10 protein-coding genes and 1 pseudogene are annotated in these 17,346 nt (G+C 62.7%); 8 read left to right on the forward strand and 3 right to left on the reverse strand.

Going from position 1 to position 17,346, the window contains the following annotated elements:
- Positions 1–17 precede the first annotated feature (17 nt).
- From R4P95_RS26585 to R4P95_RS26595, 3 genes are all read left to right on the forward strand, one after another.
- Positions 18–1,526 (forward strand): CoA-acylating methylmalonate-semialdehyde dehydrogenase, encoded by a 1,509-nt coding sequence (locus R4P95_RS26585; RefSeq protein WP_213575154.1) that lies wholly within the window; start codon positions 18–20, stop codon positions 1,524–1,526.
- The gene (locus tag R4P95_RS26590; protein WP_249354141.1) at positions 1,523–1,993 is read left to right on the forward strand and encodes a hypothetical protein; all 471 of its coding nucleotides are present in this window, start codon (positions 1,523–1,525) and stop codon (positions 1,991–1,993) included. The genes R4P95_RS26585 and R4P95_RS26590 overlap by 4 nt, the downstream gene beginning before the upstream one ends.
- 173 nt (positions 1,994–2,166) lie before the next feature.
- The gene (locus tag R4P95_RS26595; RefSeq protein ID WP_317745496.1) at positions 2,167–3,036 is read left to right on the forward strand and encodes a mycofactocin-coupled SDR family oxidoreductase; all 870 of its coding nucleotides are present in this window, start codon (positions 2,167–2,169) and stop codon (positions 3,034–3,036) included.
- A gap of 142 nt (positions 3,037–3,178) precedes the next feature.
- Here R4P95_RS26595 and R4P95_RS26600 read toward each other — a convergent pair whose 3' ends face one another.
- Complete coding sequence (locus R4P95_RS26600) at positions 3,179–3,853, reverse strand: TetR/AcrR family transcriptional regulator (protein ID WP_109325610.1); 675 nt, start codon at positions 3,851–3,853, stop codon at positions 3,179–3,181.
- Positions 3,854–4,438: 585 nt separating this feature from the next.
- On the opposite strand from R4P95_RS26600, the gene R4P95_RS26605 reads away from it, so the two are divergent.
- The 4 genes and pseudogenes from R4P95_RS26605 (at position 4,439) to R4P95_RS26620 (ending at position 12,753) form a co-directional block, all read left to right on the forward strand.
- The gene (locus R4P95_RS26605) at positions 4,439–5,956 is read left to right on the forward strand and encodes a long-chain fatty acid--CoA ligase (protein WP_317745494.1); all 1,518 of its coding nucleotides are present in this window, start codon (positions 4,439–4,441) and stop codon (positions 5,954–5,956) included.
- Positions 5,957–6,301: 345 nt separating this feature from the next.
- On the forward strand, positions 6,302–7,207 hold the full coding sequence (locus R4P95_RS26610) for a recombinase family protein (protein ID WP_317745489.1): 906 nt from the start codon (positions 6,302–6,304) through the stop codon (positions 7,205–7,207).
- Positions 7,204–9,017, forward strand: a pseudogene (locus R4P95_RS26615) (zinc ribbon domain-containing protein). The gene R4P95_RS26610 and the pseudogene R4P95_RS26615 overlap by 4 nt, the downstream one beginning before the upstream one ends.
- Positions 9,018–9,474: 457 nt before the next feature.
- Positions 9,475–12,753, forward strand: a complete 3,279-nt coding sequence (locus R4P95_RS26620; RefSeq protein WP_317745487.1) for a protein kinase domain-containing protein — start codon at positions 9,475–9,477, stop codon at positions 12,751–12,753.
- A gap of 150 nt (positions 12,754–12,903) precedes the next feature.
- On the opposite strand, the gene R4P95_RS26625 is transcribed toward R4P95_RS26620, so the two are convergent.
- Positions 12,904–13,095, reverse strand: a complete 192-nt coding sequence (locus R4P95_RS26625; protein WP_317745483.1) for a hypothetical protein — start codon at positions 13,093–13,095, stop codon at positions 12,904–12,906.
- 794 nt (positions 13,096–13,889) lie between these two features.
- Complete coding sequence (locus R4P95_RS26630) at positions 13,890–16,217, reverse strand: ATP-binding protein (protein WP_317745477.1); 2,328 nt, start codon at positions 16,215–16,217, stop codon at positions 13,890–13,892.
- 156 nt (positions 16,218–16,373) lie between these two features.
- On the opposite strand from R4P95_RS26630, the gene R4P95_RS26635 reads away from it, so the two are divergent.
- Positions 16,374–17,327 (forward strand): AraC family transcriptional regulator, encoded by a 954-nt coding sequence (locus tag R4P95_RS26635; RefSeq protein ID WP_317745473.1) that lies wholly within the window; start codon positions 16,374–16,376, stop codon positions 17,325–17,327.
- Positions 17,328–17,346: the final 19 nt, after the last annotated feature.

Below are 17,346 nucleotides of genomic sequence, written 5' to 3' on the forward strand. Positions count from 1 at the left end.
GTGACTATGGAGTTTCTGTGACTACAAACGATGTCCATCTTGCAACGGTGCCGCACTGGATCGCTGGCGCCCCCTCCAGCTTGACGAACGGGCGGAGGTCGGAGGTTGTCGATCCAGCCACGGGTCACGTACTGAGGCTTGTTGAGCTGGGCGGCGCTGCTGTCGTCGACGCGGCGGTGGCGAGCGCCCGGAGCGCTGCGGGGGCCTGGGCTTCGACCCCGGCCCCCGTCCGCGCGACCACTCTCCACCGCTTCCGTGCCCTGATGCTCGAACACAGTGAAGAGCTTGCATCGATCATCACCTCGGAGCAGGGGAAAACCCTCGCAGACGCAAGAGGGGAGGTCGCCCGTTCTGTCGAAGCTGTCGAAGTTGCGATATCTGTAGTGCAGCACCTCAAAGGTGAGTACGCAGAACAGGTCTCCAGAGGAGTCGACACGTACTCGTTCCGGCAGCCGCTCGGAGTGTGTGCTGGTATCACCCCATTCAACTTCCCCATCATGGTGCCGGTGTCAATGTTCGCGGCCGCGATCGCCTGCGGTAACTCGTTCGTGCTCAAACCGAGCGAGAGGGTTCCATCCGCCTCGGTGCGGCTGGCACAACTGCTCGCCGAAGCCGAGCTACCCGACGGTGTCTTCAACGTCGTGCACGGTGGCGTTGACACGGTGAACGCGTTGATCGAACACCCGGACGTCGCTGCCATTTCCTTTGTGGGCTCCACCCCGGTTGCGCGTGAGATCTACCGCCGATCCGCCGCTGCCGGCAAAAAGGTTCAGGCACTGGGTGGAGCGAACAACCATATGGTCGTCATGCCCGACGCCGACCTGGACGCAGCGGCGGACGCACTGGCGTCGGCTGCATACGGCGCCGCCGGCCAGCGATGCATGGCCGTGCCCATCGCGGTAGCGGTGGGGGAAATCGCGGACGAGCTAGTTGCCAAGACCGCGGAGCGGGCCACAGCCTTCCGTACCGGACCGGGGAATGTCGAAGGCACCGACATGGGGCCGCTCATCTCAGAGGTCGCCATCGAACGAGTTAGAGGTGCGTTGGAGGCGGCACCTAGCCAAGGCGCAAACGTCGTCGTAGACGGCCGTGTCAACCTAACGTCCGAAGCCGGCTATTTTATCGGCCCAAGCTTAGTCGACAACGTAAGCGTCGACAGCGACCTCTATCAGAAGGAGGTGTTCGGACCCATTCTGAGTGTGGTGCGCGTCGATGATCTCGACGAAGCACTTCGCATTGTGAACGCCAGCCCATATGGCAATGGTGCGACCATCTTCACCGCAAGTGGAGTGGCCGGTCGCCGGTTCGCTCACAGCGTCCAGGCCGGAAGCGTCGGGATCAACGTTCCCATTCCAGTTCCGATCTCTTGGTTCGGATTCGGAGGTTGGGGCGACTCGAGATTTGGCGATGACGGGCTCAACTACGATGCGTATCGCTTCTATACCAAGTCGAAGGTGGTCACCCAACGTTGGACTGAACCCCGAATGGGCGTGTCTCCTCATTTCGTCGCCGCGAGGCATCAATGACGATGATCGATCGCTCCCCATCCTCGCCTTCCGACGATGCTCGGGAAGAAAGCACTCCGCGGCTGGATCATGTGGGGATACTCGTCCGCGACCTCGAGTTGGCCACCACACGTTGGCAGAGCAGATTCAACGTCAGTATCGCGCACACTTTCGAGGCACCCTCTCTCTCCATCCGCGCGACGTTTCTCGCCATAGCGTCGGCCAATATCGAGCTATACACCATCGACGATCCACACGCTCTCGATCTCGCGCTGGGCCGAGCCTCGGCAAAGCTCGACCACATTGCGCTGCGGTTCGACGGAAACGCGCGAGAGTTCGATCTCGCTGGATGCACGATCCGCGGGCCCGGACGACCGGACCCGATCGGAGCTCCTTTCATCATCGCCGACTCAGAGCATGTATGGACCGAGCCACCTGGAATCGACGTACTGCTACAGCTCATAACCCCGACCGAAAGCACACCATAACGCTGCGAACGCTGCCTCCCGAATGCCTTCCACCATGTGTGAATGTGGGGTGAGAAACCGGGACCAGAACTACACCGCGAGTTGGCAATTCAATGTACACAAGCGGCCACCCGATACGCCGATCGACCGCGAAGCACAACCAATCCGATTCACACTCACAAGAGGAGAGACCAATGGGACGCATGGACGGAAAGGTCGCCCTGGTAACAGGTGCGGCACGTGGAATGGGACGGGCGCACGCAATCCGGCTCGCTGAGGAGGGCGCCAATATCCTCGCCATCGACTGTCCGCCGGACACCGGGCTCCCGTATCCGACCGGATCAGCTGATGACCTCCAGATCACAGTCAAAGAGGTAGAAGCACTGGGACGACGAATCATTGCACACGAGGGAGATGTCCGGAAGCAGTCGTCACTCGACAAACTGGTTGCTGATGGCGTAAAGGCATTCGGTGGTCTGGACGTTGCGGTCGCCAACGCCGGGATCTGGACCGTACACCCGTTCCACGATATCCCTGAAGACGAGTTCACAGCTGTTCTGGACGTCAATATCACCGGAGTGTGGCGCACCTTGAAGGCAGTGTCGCCGGCGATCAAGGAACGGGGCGGCGGTTCAATCATCGTTACCTCTTCCGGCAACGGCGTGGAGGGATCACCCCATTACGCCCACTATGTCGCGTCGAAGCACGGCGTTATAGGGCTGGCGAAAAGCGCTGCGCTCGAGTTTGGTCAGTACGGAATCCGAGTCAATATCTTGCTCCCAGGGCCGACTGATACTCCAGCCCTCGACTGGCAGGGCGGATATGATCTCTGCGCAGGTAAAGGCCCCGGTCAGGGTGTGAAAGAAGACCTTGGAGGCGCGAAGTACTGGTCGACCCTTCGCGATGTCGGGTTGCTCCCACCACGCGCCATGAGCGAAGCGGTGCTTTGGCTCGCGTCCGACGAGTCTCGTTGGACAACCGGACTCGAGATGCACGTTGACGGTGGCCATATGCTTATGCCAGGACTGAATATGGCAAAGATGGCCGCCGATCAACCGCAGTAACAACTCGACGTACCTTCGACTGGAGAGAACACACTTCCTGAAGGCCCGCATTTTCCATGCGAGACAAAGCTGAATAGAACAAATCGATCGCAGCGAACCGGTGTTTTAACCAGTTCGCTGCGATCGCACTGAACGACCCGAACTAATCGCTCTTCGAACGGCCTCTCCATTCCAAACCAAATACCGTTCTGAGCCACACTGTGGTGACCGTCTCAACCATGTCTTCGGTGCGGATTGCATTCTCGCTTCGCATGCTCATAAGTCCCAGGTTTCGTTCGCCCATCCACATTAGCGCTGCCGCCAGTGAACGAGCCGGTGGTCCATCAATAGCCACACCCGTAGCTCTGTCGCGCTCGATCGCAGCGGCCGCGGCATCGATGAAGCGACCGAGTATTTTGTCCCACTGGGCCTGCAAAGTGGGTTCGGCCGCCGCTGCATCACCGACCTCGCGGAGTACGTGTCCATGCCGCTCCCACACGACCATGACCTCCGACACTGCATGCTCAATGGCAGCCTCCGGAGAAATTCCAGGAGGTCGCTCGAAGATCATTGATGATGCAGTGAACACATCGGCAGTCACACTCGATAGAAGCGCCGAAAGAACCTGCCATTTAGATTCGAAATAGAAATAGAAGGATGAACGCGACAACCCGGCCCTCTTGGCAAGGTCGTCGATCGACACGTTTCGTAACGGCTCGGTGCGCAGAATCTCATAAGCACCCTCGAGGATTGCTTGCTCGCGCATGTCGCCCTTGAGATTGCGCCTGCCAGTCCGAGGTTCGGATGCGTTGAGACCGTTTGAGAACGAAGTCGCCATGGCTACAGAGTAGGCTAGATCAACCTGCAAATGTAGCCGGGGGCACGACGTCCGTACACGATATGCATCGCAGCATCGCCCGAGACGGCCCTCTCGGATTGCACGGCAGTTCGGTAAAACAATCGGGGGCGAATTCCCAGGCCCGTCTTGACCAAGTTGGCATGCCGATCTGACTTAATGTTCATGTAGCAAGTCGACGACTGATGCGAAATTGGTGACGCGGCACCCATTACGCGATTCGACCCACGTCAGCCCATGAGCCTTGCGTGCAGGGCTCATGGCCCGCGCGAGCGTCACCCATCGACGGCACAGCGCCAAGTCGACCCTCCTCCCCATTGCGTAGGCAAGCATCTGGCTAAGTATCTCGACTGCACGTTGATCATACTCGACACATCGTTTATATTGTACGTACGTGAACTGCGACGGGCAATGTTCATCGGCACGCCGGCGAAACCCGCTCGCGGGGTATCTCGTAACTCGAAAATTCAGGTCGGTTCGCTCACTTGCGCGACGGTCCCTCACGTCCCGAAGCGCTGGCGCATCCGTAGCCTCCTGACGCCACGCCAATCCAGGAGAAGTCGTTCGATGTCATCAAATCTCGCAAACAATCTCGTCGAGACTGCTCGGCAACTAGGCGATCGACCCGCGATCCGGCTTGATGAAACCACCTTGAATTACGCAGAGTTCCACCGTGCCGCTGCGGCAGTGGCGGGCGACCTGCATTCGCGAGGTATTCGATCCGGCGATCGGGTCGGCATCGTACTGCCGAACGTCCCTGCGTTTCCGATCGTCTTCTACGGGGTTCTGATGGCGGGCGCCGTCGCAGTTCCGATCAACCCCATGCTCAAGGACCGGGAGATCACATATTACTTGGAAGACTCTGGGATGGCTCTCATCTATGGCTCGCGATCTCGCGGGGATCTGGTTGCGAAAGCCGCACTAGCAAAGAAGATTCCCGCGCTCTTGGTCGACGACCGTGGTCCGAGTGACGCTGATCTGACCGGGAACCCGATCGATGAACCTGTGGAGCGTAGCCGCGACGACACCGCAGTTCTTCTCTATACCTCGGGGACGACGGGAAGTCCTAAGGGGGCGGAACTCACTCACGAGAATATGTCGACCAATGCTTCGACGACTGCCGAGACTCTGATCCAAACCGGGCCCAATGACGTCATCTTGGGGTGCCTGCCACTGTTCCACGTGTTCGGCCTGACCTGTGGACTGAATGCCGCGGTGAAGTCAGGAGCCCTCCTGACTCTGATCCCCAAGTTCGATGCGGAATCAGCCCTGCGTGTCCTGATTCGAGATGAGGTTACAGTCCTCGAAGGGGTCCCCACCATGTACTCCGCGATGCTCAACTCTCCCGACGCCGACTCCGTCAAGCTATCCCATCTCCGCTGCTGCATCGTAGGGGGAGCACCGATGCCCGTCGAGGTTCTCAAAGCGTTCGAACGAAGATTCGAATGCGAAATATACGAGGGGTACGGACTTTCTGAAACCGCACCCATTGCTTGCTTCAACCAGCCCGGATACCCACGCAAAGCTGGCACGATCGGGATTCCCGTGCGCGGATGCACGCTGCGCCTAGTCGACGACGACGACAACGAAATTGTCGAATGTGATGAGGCCGGAGAAATCCAAATCCGCGGTGAGAACGTGATGAAGGGATACTGGGCTCGTCCGGCTGCCACCGCGGAGGCCATAAGCGACGGCTGGTTCCGCACAGGAGACATCGCCACACGAGATAGCGATGGCTACTACAGCATCGTTGATAGAAAAAAGGACATCATCATTCGAGGTGGTTACAACGTGTACCCACGCGAAGTGGAAGAGGTTCTGTACGAGCATCCAGCTGTTGCCGAGGCAGCTGTTGTAGGTATCAAACACACGCATCTCGGGGAGCAAATCGGAGCTGCCGTATCACTCAAACGCGGAGCGCACGCCGAGCCATCTGAGATAATCGAGTTTGTTCGCGCCAGGCTCGCCGCGTACAAGTACCCCCGGCAAATTTGGTTTGTCCCCAGCCTCCCAAAGGGACCGACCGGCAAAATTCTTCGCAGGCAAGTTGAGCCGCCCGCCGTAGTCTCTCAACAGTTGACGTAGTCTCTGATACCTCCTAATCCTGACTGCTACTCTCCGTTTCATGTGAATGGGTGAGGCCGCGGTGTAGCTGAAGTGTCAGTCGTGGGAGTTCGCAAGGCTGCATCGGAAGGCCGGGTGCCCTCACGGGGTACAGGGTTCCGGTCAAGAGTCTTCGATCGCGCTGACCTCGACGCCTATCTCGGCCGATCTGCCCCTGACAAGGTTCCGGTCGACCGGGTGGAAGCGTTGTACTGCCGGGTGTCCGGCTCGACTGGGTAGGAGTCCTCGCTCGCTAATCGGGAGAAGGTGTTGCGCGAGAGCGCCTGCGGGGTCGTGTATCGGGTGTAGAAGGATCGCGGTTCGGGTGTGTGGGAAACGCGGGCCGGGTTGGACCGGATGCTCGACGACGCTGCCAAGGGTCACTTCACCGTGGTGCGGGTGGTGTGGCGGGATCGGTTGGTCAGGTTCGGTGTCGCCTGGATCGAAAGGTATTTGTCGGTGGTCGGGGTTACGGTCGAGGTCCTGCGGGAGCATGGCGACACATCGGTGGGGGAAGAGTTGATCGATGACTTCATGGCGTTGCTGGCGTCGTTTTCGGGCCGGTTCTGTCAGTTGCGGTCGAGGCTGAATCGACGCCGTCTTCTCGGCCGATGCGGCAGCACGGTTTGCGGGGGTAATCCGATGAAGACGGTGGACACGCAGAAGCGGCAGCGAAAAGTAGTGGTCCGCGCCGATCGCGTGCTGTGTCAGGTGCGGGTCGTGGGCTGGCTGGGAATTCGCGTGCACTACATCGGTGCTGCGATGCGTGCCAGCGACATTGCCACACCGCTCGACATCACGACCGCCGAGGATGGGGTCGGTGGCACCGAACCAGCGCGGGACTGGTTCGCCGAACTGCTCGCCGAGAAAGCGGCCCGCACCGCGCGCCGCGCCGCAGCGAAGGAAGCTCAGCCCCGCACAGACACACAGGCGGAAAAGCTCCGCACCGACCGGATGTATCAGCTGCTCGACGCCGGGAAGCTGCGGTCGCCCGACGACGAGATGCTTACCGTCGACGACGTCGTGTTCCGCGCGTCGAAAGACCTCGTCAAGGGAGCTGCGACGGAAGATCTGTGTGCGGGGGAACTGTCGGAGTTGCGGGTGGTCGGAGGGAACCCCCACGACCACCGGTGGGCGTACGCTGGACGTTGCGACGGAACAGGACATTGCTGCTGTCCGAAGAACGAAGTCCTGCGCGGATCGCTGACTCTGGTACTCGGTGAGGCGGCATGACCGTTGCCGAGGCCGGATGTACCGTGCCGCGCCAGTTCTCGTACACCACCCGCCTTTACGCGGCGGTCGACGACGCTACCGGCGCCCCGATCGGGCTCGATACCATCGATCGTCGTGTCCGGTGGATGCTCGAGTTGATCGGCGCCGCGCAATCGGAGTTGGTGTTCCGGTTGTGGCAACCGGCCACCTTCGATGCCCTCGCCGCCGGCCGCGACGGTCAAGGCCGGAAGCTCCCGGTGCAGGGGCATGTCGCTGCGGCGCGGTTGGGGTGGAACCCGTCCTACCCCACCGGTGTGTACGTGCCCTCGCGGGTGACCCGGGTGGTCACCTCCCAGGCGGTCGGCACGCTGCGCACCTTGGCGTACCGGGATACCGCCATCAGTGCCCTGTCGGCCAGGTTCGACCCCGTCACCGGCCGACTGACGCCGCCCACCACGGCCGGCGAGTATGTGCCGCCCGGCTTCGCACGCGGCGTGGCACGGCAACTCGCAGCGCGCGCCCGCCGCGCCGGAAGTGCGAGCCATGAACGCCTACGCATCACCGACGTACAGGAACCGCCGCAGACATCGATGATGGCCAGGCTTTCCGCCGCCGATCGACAACTCTCGCAGATCACCGTCGCAGACGGTGTGATGGTGTTGACGCTGAAACTTCCCACGCATGAGGCCCCGACTGGGCGGGCGCAGTGGCGGCGGGTCCGGTTGATCGCCGCGATCCCACCGCACCTGCACAGCAGAGCAATCACGGATTGGCATCTGCCGACCCTGGTCCTCGACCACCGAGGTGTGCTGCTGCGCTGCGCTGCCACAGAACAGATACCCACTGCTGATCTGAACGCGGCAACAACCGCGGTGGGAGTGGATTGGTCACCGGCCACGCTCGGTGCCGCCGCGATCGTCACCGAACGCCCGGACGGGTTGGTCTCGGACTACCGGGGCTTCACCTACGACGACCGGGGCCTGGGTATCAAGCTGGCCCGCTTGCAAGCGGAAGGTCAACGCCTGCACCGCAAGGCCGCACGCTTGATCCGGCTCGCTGCGACCGCACCACCCGAGGTGCGCGCCGACCTGGAAAACAAGATCGCGGTCCTCGACGCCCACCGCGCCGCGGTCGGTGTCAAACGGGGCAAGATCAACCGGGAACTCACCTTTCACTTCGGCCGGGAAGTGACCGACTACGCCGCCGCGGCCGGCGCGACGGTGATCGGGGTGGAAGATCTCAGCACCCTCGAAACCCGGGGACATGGCCGGGTGAACGACAACCGGGCCGCGCAGTCCGCACGCCGCAAAGCCGTCGACGCTCTCGCACACACCGCCGCAGGGGTCGGTGTGACGGTGGTGTCCGTCCCGGCCCGCGGCACGTCGGCGCTGTGCCCGGGCTGCAACGACACACTCTCCCGGCCGGGCGGTTACCACCAGGCGTGGTGCCCACGGTGCAAGGTCGGCGGCAATCGTGATCACGTAGCAGGGGTGAACCTCGCTAAACGTGCACTACTGGGGCGCCGCGCAGCAGTCCACAGGCGTGGCCGGAACCCGGAAATTCGGATCGCCGAACATGCGCCGGTCCGGCAGCGCCGCGACAAGACCAGTCCCACCCCGAGTCGGCCACGTCATCGCCGGGTCCGCCGCAGTGTTCCCACCGCGACACCACCGGTGGGGGTGAATCAGAAAAAGTTTGTTCCGCACCTCGAGCGTCGGTGTGGGACACGGTCAAACCCGCACCAGCATCGCATGTTGTTACGGGTAGCCGTGAAGTACGTACTTCTCCAACCTCTGCCACATCAGTGGCAGGAAGTATGAGAGTTACGTAGACGCTGACTCTTCACAGATCCTAAGGGGTGGTGAGTTTGCAGGCTGTCAATCGTGAGACCGGCACGCCCGTCGCCAGGCGCGGCGCCACACGCAGGCCGACTGATCAACCGCACACCCTTCCGCGCCACACGAACTGATCGACCGCAGCTGCGGGTCAGTATGGCGGGACGGGGTGGCGTGTCGATGTACCCTCCTCCGGCGGTTACCAGGCCACCCCGGTGTCCCCGCGCGTCGAGCTGCGCCGCGCTCCGCCCTGGATCGTTCTTTTGACCTGCTGGTCTTGGCGATCCTTATCGACGAAAGCCGGGGATCAACCCGCAGCTTCAACGTCCTGTCGGCCTTTCAGTCCTCACAGCATCGAGGTGCGGAGTCGGCTAACTCTGCGCGGGTCGAAGTTGGGACGAGTAACTTCGAGTGGGCAAACAATCGACACGGTTCGGCAATCCGAGGGACTTCATGATGGAGTTTGATCCCTTCGCTACCCGTCCGGATGTGGCCGGGTCGGTCGTCGCGGACTTGGCGGCGGCTGGGTTCGCCGACGCCGCGGAGATCGGCCGCGGGGGTTTCGGGGTCGTGTACCGCTGTCGGCAGACTGCGCTCGATCGCACCGTGGCGGTGAAGGTGCTGACCGGGGACCTCGACGAGGACAGCCGTGCGCGATTTCTGCGTGAGCAGCGGGCCGCGGGCCGCTTGACCGGCCATCCCAACGTCGTCAACGTCCTCCAGGTCGGAGTAACCGAGCACGACCGGCCATATATCGTCATGCCCTTCTACACCCATGACTCCCTCGACGCCCGGATCCGAAGGCGGGGTCCGCTGACGTTGGAGGACGTGCTGCGCGTGGGCGTCAAGATCGCCGGTGCCCTCGAAGCCGCGCACGGCCTCGGGATCCTCCATCGCGACGTCAAGCCGGCCAATATCTTGCTCACCGATTACGGTGAGCCCGCGTTGACCGACTTCGGGATCGCGCACATTTCGGGCGCATTCGAAACCACCGCCGGAGTTGTGACGGGATCGCCGGCCTTCACGGCTCCCGAGGTCATCGCTGGCGGTGCCGCGAGTCCGGCGGCCGATGTGTACGGTCTGGGCGCGACCGTGTTCGCCGCCGTTACCGGGCACGCCGCGTTCGAGCGCCGGAGTGGTGAACAACTGGTCGCCCAGTTCGTCCGGATCACCACCGCGCCGACGCCGGACCCGAGAGAGCACGGCATCGCCGACGATGTCAGCACCGTGATCGAGGCCGCGATGGCAAATGATCCTGCCGGTCGCCCATCCGTTGGGGAACTGGGCCAGCAGCTGCGGCACCTGCAACACGAGCACGGCTTTCCGGTCGACGACATGGCCGGCCGCACCTTTCACGACGAAACCGACAACAGCGCCTCCAGTCACACGCCACCAACGCAACCATCCCACGACGATGCGCCACGAGCCCCGCATCCAGGCCGCACCGGGGCGCTGCCGCTGGAGTTGACCAGCTTCATCGACCGTCGGGAGGAGACGGCGAAGGTCGCTAGCTTGCTGTCGACGGCCCGCATGGTGACCTTGACCGGGATGGGCGGGGTGGGCAAGACCCGACTGGCGCTGCGAGTCGCAGATCGAACGCAATCGCGTTTCGCTGATGGTGTGTTCCTGATCGAGCTGGGCGAGCTGCGCGACGACTCGCTTGTCGTCAACACGGTGGCGGATGCGTTGGGTCTCCGAGACCGAGCTGCGAGGCCACTTCTCGAGGTCCTCACGGAATTCCTTGCCCCGCGCGAAGTGCTCCTCGTTCTGGACAATTGCGAGCAGGTGGTCGACGCGGTCGCGAAACTCTCCGAAGCGCTGCTCCGCACCAGCCCGGGCCTGCGGATGCTGCTGACCAGCCGCGAGCCGATCGGTATCAGCGGCGAAATAGCGCTACCGATCGCCCCGCTTGCGGTACCCGACGCCGATCATCTGCCGAGACGGCTGCCCGGCAACGACGCGTTGGCGCTTTTCGCCGAGCGCGGCGCCGCGGTCATGCCCGGCTTCGAGGTCACCGGTGACAACAAGGTGACCATCGCCCGGATATGCCAGCGCCTCGACGGCCTGCCGTTGGCGATCGAGCTGGCCGCGGCGCGACTTCGGGCGATCTCCCCAGAGGAGATTCTGCAGCGACTCACCGACCGCTACCGGTTCCTGACTCGCGGACGCAGAGACGCTCCGTCACGGCAACAGACCCTGCGGATGTGCATCGACTGGAGCTATGACCTGTGCACACCCCTGGAACAACTGATGTGGGCTCGCCTGTCCATGTTCGCAGGTAGCTTCGAACTCGATGCGGCCGAGCAGATCTTCGGGCAGAACCCGACCGTTGACGATTTCCTGGACACCGTCACCCTTCTCGTCGACAAGTCGATTCTCATTCGAGAGCAGTCGGCTCCGATCGCCCGGTTCCGGATGCTCGAGACGGTGCGCGACTACGGCCGGGAGAAGGTCCGTGCCGGCGCCGACTACTCCGAGCTACGTATCCGATACAGAAACTGGTACGTGCAGCTGTCCTCGGACGCCGAGGCTGACTGGGTCGGTCCGCGGCAACTCGAGTGGCTGACCCGATTGGTCGCCGAACTGCCGAATTTACGACAGGCACACGAATATTGTCTCTCCGAAGACCCCGAGTCCGGGCTTGGCATGGCCGCAGCACTGTTTCCTCTCTGGTTATCGCGCGGATTGTTGACCGAAGGACGGCGCTGGATCGACCGACTATTGGCGCTGTCGCCCAGCACCGTAGGCGTTGACCGCGCCAAGGCAATACTCTGGGCCAGCGTGATGGCGGGAGTGCAGGGCGACCTGCAGGCATCGACTATCCTCATCCACGCTGGACGGACGCTCGCCGATCGATCGGCCGATCCTCTGCTGCAGGCGCACATCGACCTTGCCGACGGTTACCGGGCCTTGTACGGCGGCGACATCGACTATGCACAAGTCCATTTCGAAGCCGCACGACCAACCTACGCCGCCGTGCCGAGTGCACTTGCCCTCCACATCCTCTTGTTGCAAGGTCTCGGGTTCGCGTACGAGTTGCTCGATCACACGGAGCGCGCCATCGAATGTTACGAGAGTGCACTTACGGTCACCGAAGAGCGCGGTGAAGCAGTGCATCGGTCGTATTTGCTGTGGGCCCTGGCCGTGGTGTTGTGGCGACACGCCAATACCGAACGGGCGAACGACCTACTCCAACAGGCGCTCCGCGCTGCTCGGAAAGTCAATGAGCGGCTCGTCATCAGCATGTGCCTACAGGCACTCGCGTGGATCGCGGCCGAGGAAGGTGCTTTCGAACGAGCCGTGGTGTTGACCTCAGCTGCAGAAAACCTGAGCAATGCCATGGGGAGTTCCCCGATGTTCGTATCTGGGTTGGTCCAGTACCGCGAGAGATGTGAACGAGATACACGGAGGGCGCTGAGCGAAAAGGTATTTGCCGCAGCTCAGAGAAAAGGGAACAAGCTGGGAGTGGAGTCCGCGGTCGCCTACGCACTCGGTGAGCAAAGTCCGGCGTCATACACACCGATCACTGGACAGGTCGGACCGACTAAGCGGGAGCGTGAGGTCGCCGAGCTGGTTGCCGAGGGGTTGACCAATAGAGAGATAGCGTCCCGCTTGACGATATCTGTGCGTACCGCACAGGGGCACATCGAACACCTTCTTGCCAAGTTGGGCTTCACCTCGCGTGCCCAGATCGCTGCATGGGTAGTGGAATCACGGCGAACCATGCCCTGACACACTGTGGTACGGACGCTCAGACGTCTCTACAGGCGCCCGGAAATTCGTGACGTTGGAGTGACCGCGGGTCAGAGGAGTATTACCGCGGGGCCAGGCGAGTAACCAACTGACTACCGGTGAGGTCTCGTATTGCCTGGTCTCGAGTTCTTACCCGTCGTCGCGCATCGCTGGGTACGTCGACCAGGTGGCACCAGCAGCCTGGGCGTGCCTCTCGGCTGTGGCGGCGTGGTAGCTGAACATGTCGGCCACGACGGCAGGCGGAATCTCGAGGACGAGCTCACGTAAAGCGCTGTTGCGGGCCCCTTGGAGATTGATTCCGATTTTCCGCAGTCCCCTCATTACGGATTGTGCATGCATATGCTTTCCGGGCGCGTATCCGGGAAACAACCAATTGGAATGTGAATTCGATGCAGTGTTCACGTTCGGTCTATTGGAGGAATATTCGCGGATCAGCTCTGCAAACGGTTCGTTGACAGGTACCCAATCCTTACCGAATCTGATTTCGAGACCGTCGACGGATATTGACACCTCGTCCATTCGGATCGAATATATCCGGGTAACCGGCTGAGCGTAGAGCAGAAGGAAGACGGCAGCGACACCGATGCAAAGATCAATGTCTGACGATTCGAGGAGTTGTCGGAGATGGGTTATTCTCTGATCGTTGCTGAGCATCGGCGTTGTGCGTGCAATACGGTAAGGAAAATTCACCGAGGGTATGTGCTTTTTGCTGATACACCAACGGACGAACGTCCGCGCGAGGCTGCGGGTTGTCGGACCAGTGCTCAGCCAGAGGTCGATGTCCGCCTGCTGACATTCACCGGCCGCTTTCCCACGAATATGCAGCCATTCAAGGAAAGTTCGCCAGCAGGTGGTTCCCCTCCCACGCCTACTCCGACCCAAGCATTATCGCGGCTCGCCACGTCGAACTCGCCCTTCGCATGGTCGGGTGCGGCGACCGGCAATCCCTCGACAAGCCTTCTTGATACGTGTTGCTGGACTGCAGGATTCGAGAACAGCTGTCACCGAAGTTGGCGAGACCTGCGCCGGAGAACAGCCCCGCCGCGGCGTCCGCCTAGATCTCGCGGCTCCGAGATCGCGAGGTCACCGTGTCGGCGACAGTCGCCGCCCAGCTATCACCGATTTGGCGATTCCGGCGCGCGCCGTTGTGCCACCCAGGTCGCGATCTGAGTGCGGGAGTTGAACCCAAGTTTTTCGAAGATGTGCTCCACGTGTACGTCGACGGTGCGTCGGGAGATGACCAGCTTGGCCGCCACGTCCTTGCTCGACATTCCCTGCGCCACCAGCTCCGCGACCTCGCGCTCTCGAGGTGTCAACAAGCTGTCGGCCTGTCGGGGCTCGACGGGGGAGACTCGGTGCTCTCGGAGCGCGAAGGTCAGCATGTCCTCAACGGTGAGCTGGCCTCCACGCGCAAACGCGGTGTCGAAGCCGGGGTTGCCCATCGCCTGCCGAGCCATGTTCTCGAACTGTTCGCGCCGCGCGAGCAGGTGTTTCGCTCCGAGCAGTGGGACGCCAATGGTCTGCCAGGCCTGGTCCGATGCGCCGAGGAGCACGGCGGCCCGCTCGCAGTCGCCGCTCGCCGCGGCGGTCCAGGCGAGAACGTCCAGGATGAACGCCAGGCCCAGACTGTCCTGGGTGAACCGCTTGAGTTGGAGCGCCTCGCACAGATCGGCTTCGGCCTGCTCGAGCTCGCCCTGGAGGAGCCTCAAGAACCCCTTCGCCCACATGGCGTAGGACAACAGCCAACGCTCGCCGGCCTGCTTGCACTGTTCGCATGCCTCCTCGACCACGTCGGCGGCTCTGTCCAGCTCGCCCGACAGCAAGTAGGCAATGGTCAGTGCAGGCCGCACACTGTTGGGGTAGTCGGCGGGTACGTCGGCGCGCCCATATCGCTCGAGCGCTTCAACCAACAGTGGAATCGCAGCGCTCGGGTCGGTGCCCAGTTCGCGTAGGCCGAGCATATGGGTTGCGTAAGCCAGGCCCTGTGGGTCGCCCAGTCGGCCCGCCAGATCGTGGACGGCGTCGATCAGTGCAGTAGCAGCAGCCTCATCGCCCTGGAAGACGGCGATGTCAGCGGCGGTGCCCAGCGCCCAAACCCGCTCGAGACTCGGTTCTTGATCGATTGCCAACGCCCGGTCCAGCCACAGTCGGCCTTCGGTCATGAAGCCGAGCGCAGTCCAGAGGAACCAGGGCAGGCCCGCCATCCGCAGTCCGACGCGCACCTCGTCTGGCCGCGCGAGGCAGAATTCGAGCGCCGAGCGCACGTTCGGATGCTCCATACGGAGCAGGGCTGCCCAGGCCTCCTGACCCGGACCGAACCACTGCGCGGCAGCCTTCTCGATCAGCCGCCAGTACCAATCTCTGTGCCTGCGCTGCACCTTCGCTTCGGAGCCGGACTCTCGTAGTCGGGCCTGGCCGTACTCCCGGATAGTCTCCAACATGCGGAACCTGACACGCCCGCCGTGCTCGCCTCGGATCAAGATCGACTTGTCAGTCAGCCCGGCCACCGTGTCGAGAATGACCTCCTCGGCAAGCAACTCGTCCGCGCAGACAGCCTCGAGCGCGTCGAGACCGAACCCACCAGCGAACACTGATGCGCGCGCCCACAGCGTCTGCTCCGCCGGAGTACACAGCTCGTAGCTCCAGTCGATCAGTGCCTGAAGAGTCTGATGCCGCTCCGGCAAGTTACGACTGCCCTCGCGAAGCAGCTCGAACCGACTATCCAGCCGATGCGCGAGCTCCTCCACCGTGAGCACGCGCAACCGTACCGCTGCCAGTTCGATCGCCAACGGGATCCCCTCCAGCCGCTGACAGAGCCGGATGACCGCCTGTTCATTGTCGGGGATGATCTCGAACCCGGGAACGACCGCAGCAGCCCGGGCGGCGAACAGGTCGACAGCCGCGAACTGCGTCGCCGAGCCGGGAGCGAGACGGACATCGACGTCGGGCACCGGGAGCGTCGGAACCGGGTACACATGCTCACCGGCGATCATCAGCGCTTGTCGGCTCGTGGCGAGGATCCGCAGTTTCGGCGCCGCCCGGAGCAGCCGGTCCACCAGGTCCGCGGCTGCCTCGAGTATGTGCTCGCAGTTGTCGAGGACCAACAAGGTGTGCCGGGGGCGCAAGTAGTCGGTGAGGACCAACGGGGCAGGGGCTGACTGCTCGCGAATCCCGAGTGCATCTATCAGCGTGTGCGGCAGCAGGTCTGGGTCCTTCAGGGACGCCAGTTCGACCAGGCAAACCCCATCCGGGAAGGCGCGGCGGACATCACGGGCAACCCGCAGTGCGAGGCGGGTTTTGCCGACCCCGCCTACCCCGGTCAACGTGACGAGCCGGTCGGCGGAGAGAAGCTTTCGGACAGTCTGGGTCTCGGATCGACGGCCTAAGAAACTCGTCAGATCCGCGGGCAGGTTGTCCGGCTGGTTCGCCGACAGTGAAGCCATGGTCCGACCAGACTAACGCTCACGTCCGACCGGGAGCGGTCGGGCCGCAGCGCGAATAGGTAATGGAATACGTGATTCACACAATGCCCCCCGTGGTGGTCCACAGGCACGCTGTACAGGCACATCAAACCTAGTCCACTGCTTTGAGAGGCCCCGATGACCGCGACCGCAGCCACCGAAATCGAAGTCCTCGACGTCGAGGCGGCCGGGCCTGGGGCCCGCTGGGAGACTGCGGTCCGCGATGTCTCGGGGCCCATGACGGTGCAACACCGCAAGAGGTGGGGCAATGCCACTCGCTTGCGTTCGCGAGACGTCGGCGACCTCCAGCTCGCGGACTGGGACTGCCCGCCCCTGCACAGCGTGCTGTCGCTGGGTAAAGATCGTGACGCTGAGCGCGATGTCGTCGTGGTCGTGGCAGGTGACTGGGGCGACGAGCGACTTTCCTTCGCGGGCACGGATGCCGCGCTGGTGAACGGGACAGTGGTCGTGGCCACCGGCGGTTACGACGGTGACGGCTTCGCGGTGCCGGAGCGGGTCAGGAAACGCACGCTGACCCTGCCGCGGGCCGCGCTGCTGGCAGCTGGTTGCGACGCGAACATTCCCGGCTGCCTCGTGCTCGAGCAGGACCGGCCGCTGGTTGGCGTCCTGTTTACGACCCTTGACCAGGTCTGGAGCCGGCTACCAGCCATGCATCCCTCGGAGATCGAGGCGACCCGCCGGGCGCTGGTGGCACTGACTGTCGGCATCATCCGCGCAGAGACCGGCTCTGTCACAGGTCGATCGGCCGTGGCTGCTTTGCGCGCACAGATTGACAACTGGATCACGCGCAATCTTCGTAGCGGTCCGATCCACATCGAGGACCTTGCGGCCGCCCACAACGTCTCGACACGAACCATCCACCGGGCCTTCTCCCTGACCGGGGACACCATGACCGCGGTCGTGCGCGCACGGCGAATGGCCGCGGTCCGCGAGGAACTTGTGAACTCCAACATGACCATCGCGACGATCGCTCACCGGTGGTGCTACTACGACCCCAGCCACCTTCGCCGGGAGTTCCACCGCTGCTTCGGGGTCTCGCCGAGCGAGTATCGGGAAAGCCACGGCTGCTGATGCCCGTTCTGACTAGCAA

The sequence above is a fragment of the Rhodococcus sp. IEGM 27 genome (genome assembly GCF_033142305.1).
GTDB lineage: Bacteria > Actinomycetota > Actinomycetes > Mycobacteriales > Mycobacteriaceae > Rhodococcus_F > Rhodococcus_F oxybenzonivorans.